This is a genomic window from Brevundimonas sp. TWP2-3-4b1 (assembly GCF_049897665.1).
Taxonomy (GTDB): domain Bacteria; phylum Pseudomonadota; class Alphaproteobacteria; order Caulobacterales; family Caulobacteraceae; genus Brevundimonas; species Brevundimonas subvibrioides_B.
Window position 1 is genome coordinate 1 of sequence record NZ_JAFCWQ010000034.1, and the last position, 19,177, is coordinate 19,177.

The 19,177-nt window shown below is 66.2% G+C and carries 18 protein-coding genes and 1 tRNA gene; 11 read left to right on the forward strand and 8 right to left on the reverse strand.

Annotated features, from left to right (window positions below):
* Positions 1-361 precede the first annotated feature (361 nt).
* On the forward strand, positions 362-1,267 hold the full coding sequence (locus ACP7A5_RS16855; RefSeq protein WP_426042993.1) for an SDR family NAD(P)-dependent oxidoreductase: 906 nt from the start codon (positions 362-364) through the stop codon (positions 1,265-1,267).
* Between the two features lie 118 nt (positions 1,268-1,385).
* Positions 1,386-2,588 (forward strand): acetyl-CoA C-acyltransferase, encoded by a 1,203-nt coding sequence (locus ACP7A5_RS16860; RefSeq protein WP_426042994.1) that lies wholly within the window; start codon positions 1,386-1,388, stop codon positions 2,586-2,588.
* Positions 2,589-2,640: 52 nt separating this feature from the next.
* Here the strand turns inward: ACP7A5_RS16860 and ACP7A5_RS16865 are convergent, their stop codons facing one another.
* Positions 2,641-3,363: a helix-turn-helix transcriptional regulator gene (locus ACP7A5_RS16865; protein WP_426042995.1), complete on the reverse strand. Its 723-nt coding sequence runs from the start codon at positions 3,361-3,363 to the stop codon at positions 2,641-2,643.
* A gap of 112 nt (positions 3,364-3,475) precedes the next feature.
* On the opposite strand from ACP7A5_RS16865, the gene ACP7A5_RS16870 reads away from it, so the two are divergent.
* Positions 3,476-4,090 carry a glutathione S-transferase family protein gene (locus ACP7A5_RS16870; protein ID WP_426042996.1) on the forward strand — a complete coding sequence of 205 codons (615 nt, stop codon included), beginning with the start codon at positions 3,476-3,478 and terminating at the stop codon, positions 4,088-4,090.
* Between the two features lie 6 nt (positions 4,091-4,096).
* Here ACP7A5_RS16870 and ACP7A5_RS16875 read toward each other — a convergent pair whose 3' ends face one another.
* From ACP7A5_RS16875 to otsB, 3 genes are all read right to left on the reverse strand, one after another.
* Complete coding sequence (locus tag ACP7A5_RS16875) at positions 4,097-5,524, reverse strand: alpha,alpha-trehalose-phosphate synthase (UDP-forming) (RefSeq protein ID WP_426042997.1); 1,428 nt, start codon at positions 5,522-5,524, stop codon at positions 4,097-4,099.
* Between the two features lie 93 nt (positions 5,525-5,617).
* Positions 5,618-7,420: a glycoside hydrolase family 15 protein gene (locus tag ACP7A5_RS16880; protein WP_426042998.1), complete on the reverse strand. Its 1,803-nt coding sequence runs from the start codon at positions 7,418-7,420 to the stop codon at positions 5,618-5,620.
* Positions 7,420-8,205, reverse strand: coding sequence for a trehalose-phosphatase (otsB, locus tag ACP7A5_RS16885; RefSeq protein ID WP_426042999.1), 786 nt, complete (start codon positions 8,203-8,205; stop codon positions 7,420-7,422). The genes ACP7A5_RS16880 and otsB overlap by 1 nt, the downstream gene beginning before the upstream one ends.
* A gap of 209 nt (positions 8,206-8,414) precedes the next feature.
* Between otsB and ACP7A5_RS16890 the strand changes: the two genes are divergently transcribed.
* The 5 genes from ACP7A5_RS16890 (at position 8,415) to ACP7A5_RS16910 (ending at position 14,084) form a co-directional block, all read left to right on the forward strand.
* On the forward strand, positions 8,415-9,410 hold the full coding sequence (locus tag ACP7A5_RS16890) for a KpsF/GutQ family sugar-phosphate isomerase (protein ID WP_426043000.1): 996 nt from the start codon (positions 8,415-8,417) through the stop codon (positions 9,408-9,410).
* Positions 9,411-9,574: 164 nt separating this feature from the next.
* On the forward strand, positions 9,575-10,942 hold the full coding sequence (locus ACP7A5_RS16895) for a glycosyltransferase family 4 protein (protein WP_426043001.1): 1,368 nt from the start codon (positions 9,575-9,577) through the stop codon (positions 10,940-10,942).
* Positions 10,939-12,192, forward strand: coding sequence for a glycosyltransferase family 4 protein (locus ACP7A5_RS16900; RefSeq protein ID WP_426043002.1), 1,254 nt, complete (start codon positions 10,939-10,941; stop codon positions 12,190-12,192). Before ACP7A5_RS16895 ends, ACP7A5_RS16900 begins: the two co-directional genes overlap by 4 nt.
* A 70-nt stretch (positions 12,193-12,262) precedes the next feature.
* A complete protein-coding gene (locus tag ACP7A5_RS16905; RefSeq protein WP_426043003.1) occupies positions 12,263-13,402 on the forward strand; it encodes a polysaccharide biosynthesis/export family protein in 1,140 nt (379 codons plus the stop codon).
* A 4-nt stretch (positions 13,403-13,406) separates the two neighbouring features.
* Positions 13,407-14,084, forward strand: coding sequence for a hypothetical protein (locus ACP7A5_RS16910; protein WP_426043004.1), 678 nt, complete (start codon positions 13,407-13,409; stop codon positions 14,082-14,084).
* Here the strand turns inward: ACP7A5_RS16910 and ACP7A5_RS16915 are convergent, their stop codons facing one another.
* Positions 14,085-15,086: an LLM class flavin-dependent oxidoreductase gene (locus ACP7A5_RS16915; RefSeq protein ID WP_426043005.1), complete on the reverse strand. Its 1,002-nt coding sequence runs from the start codon at positions 15,084-15,086 to the stop codon at positions 14,085-14,087.
* Positions 15,087-15,358: 272 nt separating this feature from the next.
* Positions 15,359-15,925, reverse strand: a complete 567-nt coding sequence (gene ppa / locus ACP7A5_RS16920) for an inorganic diphosphatase (protein ID WP_303696875.1) — start codon at positions 15,923-15,925, stop codon at positions 15,359-15,361.
* 116 nt (positions 15,926-16,041) lie between these two features.
* On the opposite strand from ppa, the gene ACP7A5_RS16925 reads away from it, so the two are divergent.
* Positions 16,042-16,743 carry a DUF599 domain-containing protein gene (locus ACP7A5_RS16925; RefSeq protein WP_426043006.1) on the forward strand — a complete coding sequence of 234 codons (702 nt, stop codon included), beginning with the start codon at positions 16,042-16,044 and terminating at the stop codon, positions 16,741-16,743.
* A gap of 268 nt (positions 16,744-17,011) precedes the next feature.
* Here the strand turns inward: ACP7A5_RS16925 and ACP7A5_RS16930 are convergent, their stop codons facing one another.
* Complete coding sequence (locus ACP7A5_RS16930) at positions 17,012-17,887, reverse strand: N-formylglutamate amidohydrolase (RefSeq protein WP_426043007.1); 876 nt, start codon at positions 17,885-17,887, stop codon at positions 17,012-17,014.
* Between the two features lie 169 nt (positions 17,888-18,056).
* Here ACP7A5_RS16930 and cpdR point away from each other — a divergent pair, with 169 nt between their 5' ends.
* Both cpdR and ACP7A5_RS16940 read left to right on the forward strand, forming a co-directional pair.
* The gene (cpdR, locus tag ACP7A5_RS16935) at positions 18,057-18,416 is read left to right on the forward strand and encodes a cell cycle two-component system response regulator CpdR (protein ID WP_271084958.1); all 360 of its coding nucleotides are present in this window, start codon (positions 18,057-18,059) and stop codon (positions 18,414-18,416) included.
* Between the two features lie 169 nt (positions 18,417-18,585).
* A tRNA-Val gene (locus ACP7A5_RS16940) sits at positions 18,586-18,660 on the forward strand.
* A 271-nt stretch (positions 18,661-18,931) separates the two neighbouring features.
* Here ACP7A5_RS16940 and ACP7A5_RS16945 read toward each other — a convergent pair.
* Positions 18,932-19,177, reverse strand: a 246-nt coding sequence (locus tag ACP7A5_RS16945; protein ID WP_426043008.1) for an integrase core domain-containing protein, incomplete at its 5' end; no start/stop codon positions are given.

The window sequence follows — 19,177 nt, forward strand, 5'->3', positions numbered from 1 at the left end:
TTCGGCATTCCAGTTCACGCCGTTGCCGGACGCTTCCAGGTTGATGTCGTCGATCTTGTGGTAACCGGCGTCAATCGCGCCGTACCAGCCGTCCGGCTCAGCCGAAGCAGCACCAGCGGCGAAAAGCCCCGCGGCTGCGACGCTGGCGAGAAGTTTCAGCTTCATGTCAGTCCTCATATCGATGAATGTCCAAAGGCCACGCTTACACGTGACGCTCACCGGGACGAACGGGAGAGTTGAGCCCAGGTTCCTTATTTCGGTTCGCAATACGGCGACTGTGGCGCCGTTTCAACACATATCCCCCTCTTGGCGAACCTGCGCGGCCTGTTATCAGGGTGAACAGCGATAAGGAGAGGCATCGATGGCTATGCGATTTGACGGCAAGGTGGCGATCGTGACCGGTGCCGGCGGAGGTCTCGGGCGCGAGCATGCCCTGGCCCTGGCGGCGCGCGGCGCCAAGGTGGTGGTCAATGACCTTGGCGTGGCGCGCGATGGCGAGGGTTCGTCCATGAGCCCGGCACAGGCCGTCGTGGCCGAGATCGAGGCGGCCGGCGGCGAGGCCATGGCCAACGGCGCATCGGTCACAGACTTTGAGGCGGTCAAGGCGATGGTCGCCGAGGCGACCGCGCGGTGGGGCTCGGTCGACATTCTGGTGAACAACGCCGGCGTTCTGCGCGACAAGTCGTTCGCCAAGATGGAGATCGACGACTTCCGCTTCGTCATGGACGTGCACGTCATGGGCGCGGTGAACTGCACCAAGGCGGTGTGGGACGGGATGCGCGAGCGTAACTACGGCCGCATCGTCATGACCACCTCGTCGTCGGGTCTCTACGGCAATTTCGGTCAGGCCAACTACGGCGCGGCCAAGATGGCGCTGGTGGGCTTCATGCAGACCCTGGCCATCGAGGGGGCCAAGAACGACATCCGCGTCAACTGCCTGGCGCCGACTGCCCATACCCGCATGACGGAAGACCTGGGCGCACGCCTGCCGCTGGAGGCCCTGGGGCCGGAACTGGTATCGCCAGGCCTGCTGTATCTTGTCAGCCAGGACGCACCGACGCGCTGCATCCTCGCCGCCGGCGCCGGCGGCTTCGAGCGCGCCTATGTCACCCTGACACAGGGCGTCCGCATTGTCGGGGAGGATGCGCCGGAACAGGTCGAGGCCCGGTTCGAAGCCATCTCCGACCGCACCGGCGAGATCGTACCGGAGATGGGCGCAGCCCAGGGCATGATCGAACTCACCAAGGCGCAGAAGGCGCACAGCTGATATGCCAAACCGACCAGTAAACTGACCAACAAAAGGTCGGTCAAACCGACCAGAATTTCGGTCAACCCGATCAATCAAATCGCCAAGGTCGCCAAAGGCGACCGGCAGGGAGAGAACAATGCGTGAAGCGGTAATCGTATCGACGGCCAGAACGCCGATCGGGCGCGCCTATCGAGGGGCCTTCAACGACACCCAGGCCCAGCAACTCGGCGCCCATGCCGTCAGGCATGCGGTCGAACGCGCCGGGATCGACCCGGCCGAGGTCGAGGACGTCGTAATGGGCGCGGCCCTGCAGCAGGGCTCGACCAGCCAGAACGTCGCCCGCCAGATCGCGCTGGCCGCCGGCCTGCCTTCGACCGTCGCGGGCATGACCATCGATCGCCAGTGCGCCTCGGGCCTGATGGGGATCGCCACGGCGGCGAAACAGGTGGTTTTCGACCAGCAGAAGGTCGCCGTCGGCGGCGGGCTGGAGTCGATCTCCCTGGTCCAGAACCAGCACATGAACCTGTACCGGATGAAGGACGAGGCGCTGCTGAAGCTGTCGCCCCACATCTATATGTCGATGCTGGAGACCGCCGAGGTGGTGTCGCGCCGCTATGGCATCAGCCGCGATCGCCAGGACGAATACGCCCTGCAATCGCAACAGCGGACAGCCGCCGCCCAGGAAGCCGGCCGCTTCGACGCCGAGATCGTGCCCATGACCACGACCATGCAGGTCATGGACAAGGCGACGGGCCAGGCCTCTGCCAAGGAGGTCACCCTGTCGAAGGACGAGGGCAACCGCGCCGACACGACCCTGGAAGGCCTGAAGTCGCTGAAGCCTGTCTTCGGCGGCGGCGAGGAGATCCAGCAGGGCGAATTCATTACCGCCGGCAACGCCTCCCAGCTGTCGGACGGCGCCTCGGCCTCGGTGATCATGGAGGCCGGCGAAGCCGTCCGCCACGGCCTTCAGCCGCTTGGCGCCTATCGCGGCATGGTCGTCGCCGGCTGCGAGCCTGACGAGATGGGCATCGGCCCGGTCTACGCCATCCCCAAGCTGCTCAAGCGCCACGGCCTGACCATGGACGACATCGGCATCTGGGAGCTGAACGAGGCCTTCGCCGCGCAGGTGCTCTACTGCGCCGACACCCTGGGCATTCCGATGGATCGGCTGAACGTCTCGGGGGGCGCCATCTCGATCGGCCACCCCTACGGCATGTCAGGCGCCCGCATGACCGGCCACGTCCTCATCGAAGGCAAGCGTCGCGGGGCCAAGTACGGCGTGGTGACCATGTGCATCGGCGGCGGACAGGGTGCGGCCGGTCTGTTCGAAATCTACTGATCCGCTCAGACGCCGACATCCCGCAGCGGGGTGTCGGCGTCGAAGGTCCGGCTCAGGAATTCGCCCCTTTCTGGCCGGCCATGAACCGGCGCCGCTCCGCCTCCATCATCGCCTGCCAGCGTGCTCGCAGTTGCGCCGGGCGGCCGGGAAAACGGTCATCGAGGAAGGTCGCCTCCACCACCCGGTCGGTGCGGAAGGTGCGGAAGTCGTTGCGACTCTCGCACCAGGCGACCAGCAGCCGTGTCGTCTCACGATAGCCGATCAGCAGCGGCCAGACGGTCCGTAGCGAGGCCCGGTCTTCCTGATCGCGATAGTCCAGCGTAACCTTCCGCCCCGTATGGATCCAGGCCCGCAACTGAGCCATGTCGAGCACCTCGACCTCGTGCGTTTTCCACATGGCTGAGGTCACCGCCGGCTCCAGGACCACCGGGCGCAGGCGTTCGGGAACGGTGGCCGCGATCTTGGCGATCAGGTCGCGGGCCGCCCGCGCCAGGGCCGGGTCTCCCCTGCCCGCCACCCACTGCGCGCCGAGCACCGCCGCCTCGACCTCGTCGGACGTCAGCATCAGGGGCGGCATGTCGAAGCCGCTATCCAGCACATAGCCAATGCCCGCCTCGCCCCGGATTGGCACCCGCTGGCCCATCAGGGCGGCGATGTCGCGATAGACGCTGCGTTTGGACGTCTCCAGCTCAACCGCGATCGAGTCCGCCGTCACGGGCTGGGAACTCCTTCGGAGCAACTGAACGATCTGGAACAGGCGGTCTGCACGTCTCATCTGTGTACCGTACCGGACGACTGCTGACAGCATGCTGGCAGCAGGGTGGCGGTAGTCAATCTCTCACGGCCAAGGCGGTCCCGCCAAGGCTCATTGGATGGGAGAGAAAATCATGCTGACCCTGTTTCACGCCCCGCAATCACGCTCGTCGCGGATCGTCTGGCTGATCGAGGAACTGGGGGCCGACGCCCGCATCGAATATTGCAAAATCGCCCACCGCAACGGTCAGAAGGTCGGCGAGCCGGACGTCAAGAATCCTCACCCGGATGGCAAGGTCCCGGCCCTGACGCACGACGGCGCCTTGATCACGGAATCGGCCGCTGTGGCCCTATATCTGACCGACCTGTTTCCGGAGGTCGGCCTCGGCGCCTTGCCCGGTTCGCCGGAGCGTGGGCCTCTGCTGACCTGGCTCGCATGGGCGGCGGGCGAACTGGAGCCGGCGGTCTGGAGCAAGATGACCGGCGAGGCGGATCGCGATCCGATGGCAAAGGCCCGTTATGAAGCGGCCGTCGGTCGGCTACTCGAGACGCTGTGGGAAGGCCCTTGGCTGATGGGCGACCGGTTCACTGTGGCGGACGTGATGATCGGTTCGTCGCTCGGCTGGGCCCGGTTCGCCTTCCCGGACAGCCCCTTGCTGGACGCCTATGCCGAGCGGCTGGCGCAGCGGCCGGCCCGCATCCGGGCGGACGCCAGAGATGCGGCGAACGCGGTGCTCGAAGCCGCCTGATCCCCCTCAGGCGGCGTCGGCTTGTCCCTGAAGGAAGGTTGCGTCCCCGTCGCCGACGATCTCCACCGCGTTAAGCGCCCCGACGAAACTGTCGCGCCAGATGCCGACATCGGTGTCGCGCACGACCTGCATCAGGGCCTCCCATTTCCGCACCCGCTCGGCCAACGACATGGTCAGGGCCTTCTTGATCGCGTCGGCGACTTCCTCGCGACTGAACGGATTGACCAGCAGGGCCTCGCCCATCTGTTCGGCCGCGCCGGCGAAGCGGGACAGGATCAGGACGCCGGGATCGTCCGGGTTCTGGGCGGCGACATATTCCTTGGCGACCAGGTTCATGCCGTCGCGCAGGGGGGTGACCAGACAGACCTTGGCGGCGCGATAGATGCCGGCCAGCTGATCCCGGCGGAAGCTGCGGTTCAGATAGCGGATCGGCTGCCAGTCCATGTCGGCGAACTCGCCGTTTATCCGGCCGGCCAGGGCGTCGAGCCGCGCCCGGATGTCCTGATAGGTGTCGACGTCGTCGCGACTGATCGGCGTCACCTGCACGAGGAAGACGTCGCCGCGCATGTCGGGATTGTCCTGAAGGAACTGCTCGTAACCGACCATTCGCTCCTCCAGTCCCTTGGAGTAGTCGAGCCGGTCGACGCCCACCATCATCGAGCGGAAGGCGGCCGAGGCCGCCATACGGTCATAGGTGCGTCTCCCCTCTCGCGAAATCCGGGCCTCGGCGAACCCCTGGACATCGATGCCGATGGGGAAGACGCCGATCCGGACCTTGCGGTCGAAGGCCTCCAACCCGCCGTAGCCGGCCAGTTCGCCGCGCGCCTCTGAGATCACGTAGTCGCGGAACAGGTCGAGCCATTCCTGCGTCTGGAACCCGATCAGGTCGCAGGCGAACAGACTTTCCACGAGGCGTCGATGATGCGGCAGGGTCACCAGCAGCTGACGCGCCGGCCAGGGCGTGTGCAGGAAGAAACCGATCCGGTTCTTGATCCCCAGCCTGCGCAGATCGCGCGCCATCGGGATCAGGTGATAGTCGTGGATCCAGATGACGTCGTCCGGCTCGATCAAGGGAGCCAGAACCTCGGCGAACCGCCGGTTCACCCGCTCGTACCCTTCGCCATAGGACCGTTCGTAGGCGGTCAGATCGACCCGGTGGTGGAACAAGGGCCATAGCGTCTTGTTGGCGTAGCCGTTATAATATTCCTCGACGTCCTGAGCTTCGAGATCGACCAGGGCGACGGTGACGCCGGCGCGGTCCTCGTATTTGAGGTCGCCGGTGAATTGTTCGGTCGTCTCACCCGACCAGCCGAACCACAGACCATCATATTTTCGAAGTGCGGCGGACAGGGCCATGGCGAGGCCACCGGCCGATCCGGCGGCCGGATCAGCCGGCGCCGACACCCGGTTGGATACAACGATCAGACGAGACATGCCCCCTCAAACGCCGACGCTTGAGTTTAGCTGCAACGCAACATCGTGATCGCCTCCGGGTTGACGCCTTGACGCCTGAAATCCGTACCGAATTCAGCGAACGTCCGTCCACGAACGACTGAGCAGGACGGCGCAGTTGATGATGCCGACCAGCGAATAGGTCTGCGGATAGTTGCCCCACAGTTCGTTGTCGCCCAGCGAGATGTCCTCGCTCAGCAGACCCGCGTGCGTTCGTCGCGCCAGCATCTGCTCAAAGATCTCGCGGGCCTCTTCGTCCCGTCCGTTCTGGTGCAGCGCCTCGATGAACCAGAAGGTGCAGAAGTTGAACGCCGTCTCCGGCTCGCCGAAGTCGTCCGGGATCACATAGCGGAACAGGTACGGCCCCTTTTTCAGGTCGCGCTCGATGGCGTTGAAAGTGGCGACCTGGCGTGGATCGTCCGGGGCCAGGAAGCCGAGGTCGACCAGCTGAAGCAGCGATGCGTCCAGCTCCGTCCCGCCGAACGAGGCGCCGAACCGCCCCTCCTCCGGAATGAAGGTTTCCGCCTCGATCCGTTCCCGGATCGTCTGCGCCCGCTCGCGCCACACGACGGCTTGAACATCAAGGCCCAAGTGATCCGCCGCCTTGCCCAACCGGTCGCAGGCAGCCCAGCACATGACCGAGGAATAGGTGTGCACCCTTGCGATCGTCCGGAATTCCCACAGACCCGCATCGACCTGATCGTGCATTGCAAAGGCCCGTTCGCCGACCTTCTCCAGGGCATGGAAGTCGTCGATCGAGCCCGGCCGCAGCAGGCGCTGATCGTAGAAGGACTGGACCAGGGGCAGGACGATCTGTCCGTAGACGTCGTGTTGCAAATGCTCGCGCGCCTGGTTGCCGACCCGCACGGGCTTCATGCCGCGATAGCCCTCGACCGAGGTGACGATCCGCTCGTCGATGTCCTCTTCCAGTCCCACGCCATAGACGGGCTGGACGTGGCCGCCGGCGGACGAGTCCACGAGGTTCCTCAGATAGACGAGGTAGTTCTCCAGCATGTCGACGGCGCCGAGCCGGTTCAGGGCCCGGACCGTGTAGTAGGCGTCGCGAATCCAGCAGTAGCGATAATCCCAGTTCCGCCCGCTCTCGGGGAACTCCGGCACCGAAGTCGTCATGGCCGCGACGATGGCCCCGGTCTCCTCATAGGCGCAGAGCTTGAGCGTGATCGCCGCCCGGATCACCGCCTCCTGATAGTCGAGCGGGATGTAGAGGGTGCGGACCCAGTCCTTCCAGTAGCCGACCGTGCGATCCAGCGTCGCCAAGACGCCGGGACCGACCTCCTGATCGTAGCCCTCGTCGGGCCCGAGGAAGAAGGCGAGCGACCGTTCCAGGCGAAACGCCCGTTCCTCCAGAACATGGGAGACCGGACAGTCCGTGGTCAGACGCAGGGTGACGTCGGTGCACAGATAGCGGATGTGGTTGGAGCCGCTCGTCAGCTCTGCCCGCCGCGCACCCCAGTCGGCGGACGGCCTCAGCCGCACCCGGATGCGCGGCGCCCCGTGCAGCGGCCGCACGACCCGCGCGAAGGCCAGCGGCCGGTAGGTGCGCGAATGCTTCATATGACGGGGAGCGAAGTCGATGATCTCGACCGCCGCGCCATCCTCGGCCGTCAGCACCGTGCGCAGGACCGGGGTGTTGGCGATATAGGCCTGACTGACGTGTTTCAGCTCCTCGAGTTCGATGTCCCAGAAGCCGTGGTCAGGCGCCACGCCGTTCATCAGGGCCGAAAAGACCGGGTCGCCGTCCACCCGTGGGGCGCAGGCCCAGACGAAACGGCCATTGCGATCGATCAGGGCCGAGAGAGCGCAATTGCCGATGGGGGCGAGGTCGAGCGAGGGGCGCCGGGGTGAGGCCAGGGTCATCAGGCCGCCGCTCCGTCTTCAGAAACTTCGGAGGCCACGGCCTCAAGCCAGTCCATCACCGCCGAAACATCGCGCAGGCCATAGCGCGCGGAGGTCGCCCGATATGGCCCGACCAGCACTCCGAAGCCGCCAAGGGCCTCGGCGGCGCGAAAGCCCGCCTCGTCGGTCAGATCGTCGCCCAGCATGACGGGAAGGGCGCCCGCGAACGGCGGCTCGGCCATGAAGGCCGTGACCGCCGTGCCCTTGTCGGAGCCGGGGGTGCGCAACTCCAGCACCATATGACCGGGCTGTAGCATCAGGCCCGTGGTCTCGGCGAGCTCGCGCGCCAGGACCAGGGCTTCGTCCGCGCTGGCGGGCGACTGGCGGAAGTGAAGGCCGGCTGAAATGGCCTTGTCCTCGACGATTACGCCGGGGCGGTCGGCGGCGAAGCGGCGGAAGGCGGCCAGGGCCTGAGCCACGCCGGGGGAGGCCTTTGGCCGATCCACCGCGCCGTCCCGACGCCGCCTTTCGAGGCCGTGCACGCCGGCAGCCGAGGGGGAAGTGCTGCCGGCGATCCGGTCGATCTCGCCAAGCGTCCGTCCGCTGACGATCGCCATTCGCCCATCCAGTGCCTGATCCAGGCGGCTCAGGACCGCCGTGCGCCTCGGGTCGGCCAGCACGGCGTCCGGCGTCGGCGCCATGGGAGCCAGCACCCCGTCCATATCCAGGAACAGGGCCAGTGGCCGGTCCATCACCACAGGGGGCGTGAGCAGAGTTTCGACGAGCGTTCCGGTATCTGACGGCATGAGTATCCAGGTTAGGTTGACGGCCCCACATGACTAAACGCGCCGGTCCGGCAAAGGTTGAGCGGCTTTTGGCTGAACTTGCGTTGCATCCACCCGTCATCCCGTCGGACGCTCCCCTGACCCTCCATTGTGAAACCGCGCTGGATGGGGCAATTCCGCTCCATTCAACGACAGACGCCGGCAAAGGGCGCCGCAGCAGGATCAGCGCCATGCCCCTCGATATGCCCGCATCGTCTCCCGACGCCGTTGGTGTCATGACGGACCGCGCGCGCGAGGTTATCCAGCTGAACATCGAGGCCCTGCAGGCGCTTGAGCGGACGGTGGATTCCAGCATCGCGCGCGCCTGCGACGTGATCCTGTCGCGGCACGGCTATGTGGTCGTCACCGGCATGGGCAAGTCGGGCCATATCGGAGGCAAGATCGCCGCAACCCTGGCCTCGACCGGCACCAACGCCTTCTTCGTCCATCCGGCCGAAATGAGCCACGGCGATCTCGGCATGCTGCGCGGCGACACCACGCTTCTGGCCATCTCCAGCTCCGGCGAGAGCCGCGAACTGCGTGATCCCTTGCTCTTCTGCCAGCGGAACGACATCCCGGTCATCGGCATGACGCAGCGCGGATCCTCCTTTCTGGCCCGGATGTCGGCCGTGCCGCTGGTCATGCCCAGCGTGGCCGAGGCCTGCGCAAACGGCCTCGCGCCCACAACCTCGACCCTGATGACCCTGGCCCTGGGCGACGCCCTGGCGATGGTACTGATGGACCGGCGTGGATTCTCGGCCATGGATTTCGGCCTGCACCACCCGGGCGGTTCCCTGGGCATGAGCCTGCAAAGCGTACGCGAATGGATGGGCGACAATCATGCGCCGCCGCCGACCGTGCCGCTGGACGCCGTCTTCGCCGAGCTGGTCGCCCGCATAACCGAGGGCCGTAAGGGTGCGGTCGCCGTGCTCGATTCCGACGGATCCCTCGCCGGGATGATCACGGACGGAGACGTCCGCCGCGCCTTCGCACAGGATATCAGCCGCATCACCGCCGCGGACATCATGAGCAAGTCGCCGATCACCGTATCGCCCGACCAACGGATGAGCGACGTCGTCGACTTGCTCACCGCCAACAAGATCTCGAACCTGTTCGTGGTCCAGGACGACCGACCGGTCGCCATCGTCCATGTCGCCGAACTGATGCAGGCGGGTTACGTCTCCTGACAGCAGGGTCGCTTGCGGTTGACCCCCGCCGGGCAAGGGTCTACCCCGCAGGCCAGCCGCGCGACGCTTCCGCCGGTCCGGGAAAACCACGCCGAAGGCTGGATTTGGATACGTCGCCTGATGTCGCGGAGCGGTCCGTTCGCTCTGATCTTTCCAGTCTTTTCGTGAGCGATGCGCCTGCGACGCCGTCCGGTGCGCCCGCCGCCTCGGCAGTCGCGAAGACGCGCGCCACAATCTGCGTCGACGGGTTCAACATCGCCCTGGCCAAGGGGTCGGGCATCGCCACCTACGGCCGCAACCTGCTGTCGACCATCGCGACAATGGGGATGGATGGCCAGGTTCTGTATGGCCCGAACGCCAAACGCTCGGCGAACAACGTGCTCAATGAGACGGCGCTGGTCGACGCGGACCGTCCCGGTCCGAAACTAAAGAAATTCGATCGCTTCCAGCGCACTCTGACCAGTCGGTTCGGACGCGGCGCATGGCCGATCACGCCCAGCGGCGAGGTCGTCTGGCCGACGCGCGGGGGCGGTCGACCGGAAGCAAACTGCTTCTGGGCGTCCCAGGATCTGTTCCACCTCGCAAACCGTTCGTTCAATGCCTATGGCAAGGAGACGCCGGTCGATTTCGACACTGTCGGCGACGCAAAACGACCGGATGCGATGCACTGGACGGCCACCCTGCCGCTTTACGCACGCGGTATGCCGAACATTTACACCATCCACGACCTGATCCCGCTTCGCCTGCCGCACACGACCCTGGATGACAAGGCGACCTATATGGCGCTGTGCAAGGCCGTCGCAGCGCGCGCGGATCATATCGCCGTCGTTTCAGAAACGACGCGTCAGGACGTGATCCGAATGCTCGGCGTGTCCGAAGATCGGGTCACCAACACCTACCAGGCCGTCCACCTGCCCGAGACCCTGACCAGCCGTACGCAGTCCGATGTGGCGATCGAACTGGAAGGGGTCTTCAACCTCGGCTGGAAGGACTATTTTTTCCACTTCGGCGCCATCGAGCCGAAGAAAAATCTGGGCCGGATCGTCGAGGCCTATCTGGCCTCGGGGCTTGAGACGCCCTTGGTCATCGTCGGCGGCCGCGCCTGGCTGGATGAGGGCGAAACCGCTCTTCTAAACCAGGTCATGAAGGACGGCGGACCCAGCGCCCAACGTATCCGTCGCTATGAATTCATGCCTTTCTCGCTGCTGATCAGCCTGATCCGCGGCGCCAAGGCCACCCTGTTCCCGTCGCTCTACGAGGGCTTCGGCCTGCCGGTTCTGGAATCGATGGCCCTGTCCACTGCCGTTCTGACTTCCACCGGCGGCTCCCTTCCGGAAGTCGCGGGAGATGCCGCCATCAGCGTCGATCCCTATGACGTGCAGGCCATGACGCGGGGCCTGCGCGCCCTCGACGCCGACGAGGCGTTGCGGGACGATCTCGTCCGCCGGGGCCTGACCCAGGCCGCGAAATTCTCGGTCGAGGCCTATCAGGGCCGGTTGTCCGACATGTACGGCCGCCTCGGCCTCTCGTGACCCGATCGGTTCTCTTCGACGCCAGCCGGCTGTTGAGCCGGGTCGAACGGACCGCGCCGACCGGGGTGGATCGCGTCTGCCTGGCCTATGCCGAATGGCTGCTGTCCCTGCCCGACGTCCAGGTCACGCCGGTCCGGGGCCGCAACGATCAACTGGTCGTCGTCGATGAGGCATGGTTCCGCGAATGCGTCGCCACCCTGCGATCGCGCTGGACCGGCGCCTTCTTCGAACGTTCCCTGACCGAGGACGAGATGCGGCTGATGACCGCGCTCAGCAGCGATAAGAAAGCGGCCGATTCCGTCATCGGCAAGCCGCCGACCGATCAGGCGCGGACCCCGGGACGCCGCCGGCGGGTGTGGAAGCAGTTCTTCCGTTCGCAGTGGATCCAGAAGCTGCCGGACAGCACCCTGTATTTCAATGTGGGTCACACGGGGTTGAGCGACGCCCGCATCCTGGGTGAGCTGCGCGACCGAGGCATCGAGCGGATCGTCTTCCTGCACGACCTGATCCCCATCACCCACCCCGAGTTCTGCCGGCCGGGAGACCGGGACAAGCACCGCCAGAGGGTGCTGAATACGCTGAACACCGCCTCCCGGATCGTGGTCAACTCTCGATATACGGCCGATGAGCTGGCCGCCTTCGCCGCGCGCGAAGGCGTGACACCCCCGCCGATCCACGCCGTCCACCTGGGGCTGGAGCCTACCTTCCTGACGCCTCTGACGGCGGCGACGCCCCGGCCCTATTTCGTGCACATCGGCACGCTCGAGGCGCGCAAGAACCTGGCCTTCCTTCTGACCATATGGCGGCGGCTGCGCGAACGGATGGGCGACGCGGCGCCGCAACTGGTTCTGGTCGGCCGATATGGCTGGGAGAACGAGGCGGTTCTGGATCATCTGGAGCGCTCGCCCGCCCTGCGAGGTCTCGTGCATCAGGCTTCCGACCTGCCCGACTCGGCCCTCGCGACCCTGATGGCCAGCGCTCGGGCCCTGGTCGCGCCGTCCTCGGTCGAAGGCTTCGACCTGCCGGCGGTCGAGGCCTCCGCCCTGGGTGTGCCCCTGATCGCCTCCGACATCCCCGTGCACCGCGAACTGGTGCCGGACGCCCAGCTGATTGATCCGCTCGACGGGCTGGGCTGGCTCGACGCTTTGGAAACGGCCACCCGCCACCCTCCGAAAGCGACGCCGTTTACCGCCCCGACCTGGGACCGCCACTTCGCCGAGGTCGGTCGCCGGGTAGGTCTTTCGCAATGATCCCAGTTGGCGCTGGCGGGGCGGGTCAAAGGCCGATATTCACCAACGAGGCTTTCGAAATACGGAAATCATGACGCGTTCTCTGCTCGCACTCCTGATCGCGTCCATTCTGGCAGGGTGCTCGACCCTGCCGAGGGACGGTCCGTCGAACCGCGCCGTCGTGCGTGGCGCGACTGAAAACGCCGATTATGCGATCGTCGATCTGGACTACGCCGCCGCCGAGCGGATCAAGGCGGTGGCTGACCAGACCTTCGGTTCGCTGGCCGGAGCCGCCAGCCTGGCGCCCGTCGATGTCATCGGCGAAGGCGATCAGTTGGCGATCGCCATCTATGAGCCCAGCGGCGCCCTGTTCGGCGGCGGCGGCGGCAATGATGGTATCCGCTCCGGCAGCCAGACGCTGCCGGCCGTCGTCGTGGACCGGAACGGCAATGTCGCCGTACCGTTCGCGGGTCCGGTCCGGGTCTCCGGCCTGACGACGACCGAGGCCGCCGCCGCCATCCGGCGCGCCTTGATCGGCCGCGTCGGCAACCCCCAGGTCAGCGTGACCCTGGCCACCAACGTCTCCAACGCAGTCACGGTTCTGGGCGAGGTGAAGCAACCCGGCCGGGCGCCGCTCTCGACCAATGCCGATACGATCCTCGACGTCATCGCAGCCGCCGGCGGCGCGTCGCGGCCCAGCCAGGATGTCGAGGTGCAGATCCGGCGCGGCGACCAGACCTTCGTCGCGCCTCTCACGGTCGTCACCACCCGGTTCGCCGAGAATATCCGCCTGCAGAGCGGCGACCAGATCAATCTGGTCTACCAGCCGCGCCGGTTCTCCTCCTTCGGCGCCCTGGGCGCCGTGACGCAGCAGGACATGCCGGCCGGCGATCTGACGCTGGCGGACGCACTCAGCCGCTCTGGCGGCCTGAACGATGGCGCGGCCAATGCGCGCTCGGTGCTGATCTTCCGCTTCGAGCGGCCCGAGGTCGCCGAGGCGCTCGGCCTGACCCAGCCGGCGACGCCGAAAGGCGTGCCCGTCGTCTACCGGCTGAACCTGGAAGAGGGCGTCGGCTTCTTCACGGCCTCCAGCTTCCTGATCCAGCCCAACGACATCATCTACGCGCCTCGTGCCTTGTCCGCCGAAGTCGGCAAGTTCTTCGGCCTCGTGCAACAGGTCACTCGCGTCGTGTACGACCTGTCCGTGACGAGCACCCTGAACAGCAACTGACCCGATGCCCGCCTGGCGAGAGTGGCTTCTGGGCAATCGTGGACGTGGCGACCGCAAGATGGCGCTCGTGGTCGCGGGAGACCCGTGGGAGCGGGCGGGGCGACGAGCGCCCGCCACCCTGCTCGCCATCGCCGAGGTCGAGGCCAGCGCGTTGCAGGTCTATGCCGATCATGGCCTGCCCACGCAGCCCGGCCACTATCAACGCGCGCCCGGCGCCCGCGAATGGACCGGGCTCGCGGAAGAGCTTCCCGCCGAACTGCGCTGGGCCATGGTCCTCGAACGGCCGCCCGAGCAAGGCTGGCGCTACGCCACACTGGAGGATATCGGCCGGTTCCCCGGGGCTTCGGGCGAGCTTCTGGCCGCGGCGAACCTGCTCGCCGAGTGTCGTCATCTGAAGGACCGGCTGACGGGGCGCGAACCGGGCGAGCCCGGCGACGACATCCAGACCGCCATCCGTCTGGGTTTTGAATGGCATGCCCTGAAGGACGCCATGGCGTGGAAGGAGAAGGCGCGACTGAAGCTCACCACTCCTTCGGACGCCTTGTCGGCTCCGCTGTCGGAGGCCGAACCAACAGCTTCGGCTGTCCCTGACTTTCAGCCGAAGCTGGACCTCGATGCCACGCCTGCGCCTGTCAAACCGCCGCGCAAGCCTCGAAAGCCCCGCAAGGCGAAAGCCAACTGATCAGGCGGCGGCCCGACCGTCCGCCATCGCCTCGGCCAGCAGTTCCAGCGAGCGGACGCGAGCGCCGTGGTCCCAGATCTGGCTTGTGATCATCAGCTCGTCCGCGCCCGTCGTGATCGTAAAGGCCTCGATCGCCGCCCGCACGGTCGCGGGCGATCCGACGGCCGAACAGGCCAGGGCCTGACCGATCATGGCGCTCTCGCCCTCGCTGAGCCTCTTGGCATAGCCGGGCTTCGGCGGCGGCAGCTTGCCGGGACGACCGCTCCTCAGGTTCACGAAGGCCTGCTGGACCGAGCTGAACAGCAGCCGGGCGGCCTCGTCCGTCTCGGCGGCGAAGACGTTATAGCCCAGCATCAGATACGGCTTCTCCAGCCGCGCCGACGGCCGGAAGGTCTCGCGATAGATGCGGATCGCCGACATCATCTCCGCCGGCGCGAAATGGCTGGCGAAGGCATAGGGCAGACCCAGATGGGCGGCCAGCTGGGCGCCGAAGGTCGATGACCCCAGGATCCAGACCGGCACGGCCTGACCTTCGCCGGGATTGGCGCGAATCCGCTGATCCTCGGTGGCGGGCTCGAACCAGTGCAGCAGCTCCATCACGTCCTGCGGGAAGCTGTCGATGTCGCCTTGAAGGGTGCGCCTGAGGGCGCGGGCCGTCGCCTGGTCGGACCCGGGCGCGCGGCCCAGGCCGAGGTCGATGCGACCGGGATAAAGCGCGTTCAGCGTGCCGAACTGCTCGGCGATCACCAGCGGCACATGGTTGGGCAGCATGACCCCGCCGGCGCCGACACGGATGGTCTTTGTCGCTGCGGCCACGGCGCCGATGACGACCGAGGTCGCGGCCGAGGCGATACCCGCCATGTTGTGGTGCTCGGCCAGCCAGTAGCGATTGTAACCCAGCCGCTCGGCATGCCGGGCCAGGTCCAAGGTGTTGGCCAGCGCCCGGGAGACGCTGGAGCCCTCGGGCACCGGCGCGAGATCAAGAACAGAGAGTGTTGCCATCCCCGCCATATGGGGACGGTGGACGCCCCCGCAATCAGCAACGTCGAGTCGACCGGGCGGGGAAAGGCTTCGTCCGATGTCCCGACGAAAACACCCTGACGAAACGGACGAAACGGGCGAAGTCGCCGCTGTTCACTCTCCACGAGCCGTGGAAGGGATTGTACCTCAGCCGCAGACCAAGGCGCGCTCAAACCCGAAAACGGCCCGCAAAGCCCGGCGCTGCGTTACTCCGGGCGTCGAACAAGATTTTGTCTTCGACGCTCCGGAGCGGATCAGGCGGCGTTGGCCGCCTTGCCGCTCTTGGCCTTCTCGGCCTCTTCATAGGCGCGCATGCCTTCGACGATCAGCTCGGCGGCCTCGCCGGCGTCGCCCCAGCGCTTCACGCGGACCGACTTGTTCTTCTCCAGGTCCTTGTAGCGGGTGAAGAAGTGCTCGATCTGCTCGACCATGATGGTGGGCAGCTGACGATAGGAGGCGATGTCGGTATAGTAGGGGTGCAGGGCGTCGACCGGAACGGCCAGGATCTTGTCGTCTCCGCCGGCCTCGTCCTCCATCATCAGCACGCCGATCGGGCGCGAGCGAATGACGCAGCCCGGCACCACCGGTGTCGGGTTCAGCACGATCACGTCGCAGGGATCGCCATCGTCCGCCAGGGTGTGCGGCACGAAGCCGTAATTGCCCGGATAATACATGGCAGTATGCAGGAAGCGGTCGACGAACAGGGCGCCGGACGCCTTGTCCATCTCGTATTTGACCGGCAGGCCCCCTTGCGGGATCTCGATGATCACGTTCAGGTCCCAGGGCGGGTTGGGACCGACCGGGATGGCGTCGATGTTCATGGCGGGCTCGGTTTTGTGCGTCTGCGAAGGGAGGCGGGCGTGATAAGCCTCCGGACGGCGAACGGCAAGCGCGGTGCGCGCTATCGAAGAAAGACAGATGAGGGAGTCTGGCGGGAATGACCACGATCGACTGGCTGGGTCTGGCCCTCTTCTTGATGTGCTGGCTGGGCTACGGTCCGCTGCTGAGTCTGCTGGCGCATCGCAGCGGCTCGCTCAACACGGATATGCTGACCGTTCGCCACGCCTGGATGACGGCGATGACACACCGTGAAATCCGGCTGCTGGACAGCCAACTTCTCGGACACTCCATCAACTCCGGCTCCTTCTTCGCCTCGTCCAACCTGCTCCTGATCGCAGGCGTCGCCGGCATCCTGTTCGGCGGCGACCAGGCCCTGAAGGGATTTTCCGCGGTCGGGGCCGAGGCCGTGCCGGTCGGGCTGCTGGAAGCCAAACTGGGGCTGGTTCTCTTGTGCCTGGCGCGGGGTCTGCTCGATTTCATCTGGTCGATCCGCCAGATGAACTACGCCCTCGCCCTCATCGGCGCGGCCCCTGAAGTCCATTCCGAGGCGGACAAGGTCGCCTTCGGCGAGGCGACGGCCCAGGTCTTGAACCCCGCACTCTCGGCCTTCAGCCAGGGCGTGCGCGGCTATTATTTCGCCCTGGCCGCAGCGGCCTGGCTTTTCGGACCGGTCTGGCTGTGCGCGGGCGTGCTTTCGGCCTTCGCCCTCCTGGTCTGGCGTCAGTCCGCATCGCCTGCAGCCCGCGCGATCCGGACCGCCAGGCGCCTCCTCGAGGTCAATCGCGAACGAGGAGCCTAGCTGTTTCGCGCTGCAGCATTTGCTCCGAAGGTTGATCGCGCAGGAAACGTGTCCTGAAAACGCTTACATCGTGGCGGTGAGGCGAATGTTACCGGTAACATGGCGTGATCATAGATCATAGAAGCCCGCTTGACGCGTTGTGCACCGCAACCTAGATTGTTCCCCGACGCCTCCGGGCGTCATGCCCTTCCTGGGCGTTTCCTCCCTATAGACTTTTATGCCGCGCCCTCGGGCGCGGCTTTTTTTCACCCTGACACCGGGTCGAAACTCAGCGCGGCCAGGTCTCGGCGGCCAGGGCCGCGATGACCCGGTCCAGCGTCCTGACGAAGCGGCCATGATCGCCGGACGGCTCCAGCGTGGTTTCGTCCAGATAGAGCGCCCGGTTCAGTTCGACCTGTACCGCCTGGAATCCTTCATCCGGCCGCCCCCACCGTTCGGTCGAATAGCCGCCCGCATAAGGTGCGTTCAGTCCGACCCGCCAGCCCTGGGCCTCGAACAGGGCGCGGATTCTCCGCATCGTCGCGCCGCGACAGGCCGAGCCGTGCCGGTCCCCCAACACGACATCGACGCCTCTCCGGTTCCGGCTTGTCGCCCCCGCCGCGCGCGAAGGCATCGAATGCCAGTCGATCAACAGGGCCGCGCCATGCCGGTCCCGGGCGGCCCGCATCAGTTCGCCCAGCGCGTCATGATAGGGTGTGTGCACCCACGCCAGGCGGCCCGGCGCCTCGGCCTGCGACAGCCGCCGGTCATAGAGAAGCGTCCCGTCCCCGGCCCGGCGGGGAATGACGCCGAAACCGGCCGAGACCCTGGCCGTCGGCTCAGCCTCGATCTCGCCGTCGAACAGGACCGGATCCAGTTCGGTCGGCGCCCGGTTCAGGTCGACATAGGCCCGCGACACCCGCCCTGCGATGATCGGCACGCCCCGCGATGGTCCGCCCGCGATCAGCCGGTCGACGCCGACATCCTCGGCGCTGCGCAGGGTTGATGAGGTCAGGTCCGCCGCCTCTCCCATGTCGGCGGGTCGCTCCCGGCCGGAATGCGGAGAGGCGAACACCATCGCGCCCGCAAGCCCGTCCGCCGGCGTTACGACGAAGGCGGGCAGGGGGTCCAAGGGAGGCGGACTGGCGTCGAAAGGCGGCGTCATGGCTCCCGCATAGGGCCTGATCCGCAAAAGTGCGACGCGGATTTTCGATGCGGCTGGAGAGGTTTTCCACGGACCTGTCGGCAGAGCGCGCAATCATAACGCGGGAATTTCATGGCCGGTTTACAGTTCCGGGACTAGCGTCGGAGTTCTGAACGGGGGACTTCCACGCATGGCGCGCATTCTGCTGGCCGAAGACGACGCATCGCTGAGGGGCTTTCTGACCCGGGCGCTTGAGCGGGCGGGCCATCAGGTCATCGACTGCGAGAATGGCGACGACGCCATCGACGCGCTGGAACATGGTCCCTACGACCTTCTGCTGACCGATATCGTCATGCCGGGGGCGGACGGGATCGAGGTGGCGCGTGTCGCCGCCGCGCGCCAGCCGGGCCTGCGCATCATGTTCATCACCGGCTTCGCCGCCGTCGCGCTCAGCGCCGCCCAGGCCAGCCCCCAGGCCAAGGTCTTGTCCAAGCCCGTCCATCTGCGCGACCTCGTCAGCGAAGTCGAAAAGATGTGCGCGGCGGCTTGATTCGCGAAGGGGCGCCGCCGCCCGCCGCCTGGCGGCTCCCGACTTGCGCGCAAGCGACCCCTTCGTTTGGCATGCCCCAATATCACCCCCGTTTCGCCCTTGCGGCCGTCGCATCGGCTGGGTATAGACCGCTCCTTCCCGTTCCGGACCCGTTCGGAACCGTTCTGGCGGATGCGTAGCTCAGCGGGAGAGCACCTCGTTGACATCGAGGGGGTCACAGGTTCAATCCCTGTCGCGTCCACCATTCTTCCCTTTAAATACTGAGAGTTACGGCTCGGCCGGTTAGATGGCTGATAAAGCCTCTAAAGTCCCGACACCAAATAGATACCAGTCTGTCGGAACTGCGGTATCGGGCGTGCTACCTCGAGCTCTCACAGGCCTCACTCTCGCCGTGCTCTCGGTCCGGCAAGTTCCTGTCGATATGTGGAACATTTAGAGAACATATTCTTGCTCTCTCTCCGCTCGATGGGCCAGATTGAACTGCCCCGGGTTTGCCGAAGGCCATTTGGCTTAAGTTACGCGGCCAGGGGCTGTTCGGCTAGCATGGCATAGTAGGCAGCTTCGGCTTCGGCTGGCGGGATATGGTCTATGGGCTCGAGGAGCCGTCGGTTGTTGAACCAGTCGACCCATTCCAGCGTGGCAAACTCGACGGCCTCGAAGGATCGCCACGGGCCACGGCGATGAATGACTTCGGCCTTGTAGAGGCCGTTGATCGTCTCGGCCAAGGCGTTGTCATAGCTGTCGCCGACGCTGCCGACCGA

Coding starts and splice junctions, on each gene's coding strand:
- ACP7A5_RS16855 (WP_426042993.1), top strand. CDS start 362: ATGGCTATGCGATTTGACGGCAAGGTGGCGATCGTGACCGGTGCCGGC.
- ACP7A5_RS16860 (WP_426042994.1), top strand. CDS start 1,386: ATGCGTGAAGCGGTAATCGTATCGACGGCCAGAACGCCGATCGGGCGC.
- ACP7A5_RS16865 (WP_426042995.1), bottom strand. CDS start 3,363: ATGAGACGTGCAGACCGCCTGTTCCAGATCGTTCAGTTGCTCCGAAGG.
- ACP7A5_RS16870 (WP_426042996.1), top strand. CDS start 3,476: ATGCTGACCCTGTTTCACGCCCCGCAATCACGCTCGTCGCGGATCGTC.
- ACP7A5_RS16875 (WP_426042997.1), bottom strand. CDS start 5,524: ATGTCTCGTCTGATCGTTGTATCCAACCGGGTGTCGGCGCCGGCTGAT.
- ACP7A5_RS16880 (WP_426042998.1), bottom strand. CDS start 7,420: ATGACCCTGGCCTCACCCCGGCGCCCCTCGCTCGACCTCGCCCCCATC.
- otsB (WP_426042999.1), bottom strand. CDS start 8,205: ATGCCGTCAGATACCGGAACGCTCGTCGAAACTCTGCTCACGCCCCCT.
- ACP7A5_RS16890 (WP_426043000.1), top strand. CDS start 8,415: ATGCCCCTCGATATGCCCGCATCGTCTCCCGACGCCGTTGGTGTCATG.
- ACP7A5_RS16905 (WP_426043003.1), top strand. CDS start 12,263: ATGACGCGTTCTCTGCTCGCACTCCTGATCGCGTCCATTCTGGCAGGG.
- ACP7A5_RS16910 (WP_426043004.1), top strand. CDS start 13,407: ATGCCCGCCTGGCGAGAGTGGCTTCTGGGCAATCGTGGACGTGGCGAC.
- ACP7A5_RS16915 (WP_426043005.1), bottom strand. CDS start 15,086: ATGGCAACACTCTCTGTTCTTGATCTCGCGCCGGTGCCCGAGGGCTCC.
- ppa (WP_303696875.1), bottom strand. CDS start 15,925: ATGAACATCGACGCCATCCCGGTCGGTCCCAACCCGCCCTGGGACCTG.
- ACP7A5_RS16925 (WP_426043006.1), top strand. CDS start 16,042: ATGACCACGATCGACTGGCTGGGTCTGGCCCTCTTCTTGATGTGCTGG.
- ACP7A5_RS16930 (WP_426043007.1), bottom strand. CDS start 17,887: ATGACGCCGCCTTTCGACGCCAGTCCGCCTCCCTTGGACCCCCTGCCC.
- cpdR (WP_271084958.1), top strand. CDS start 18,057: ATGGCGCGCATTCTGCTGGCCGAAGACGACGCATCGCTGAGGGGCTTT.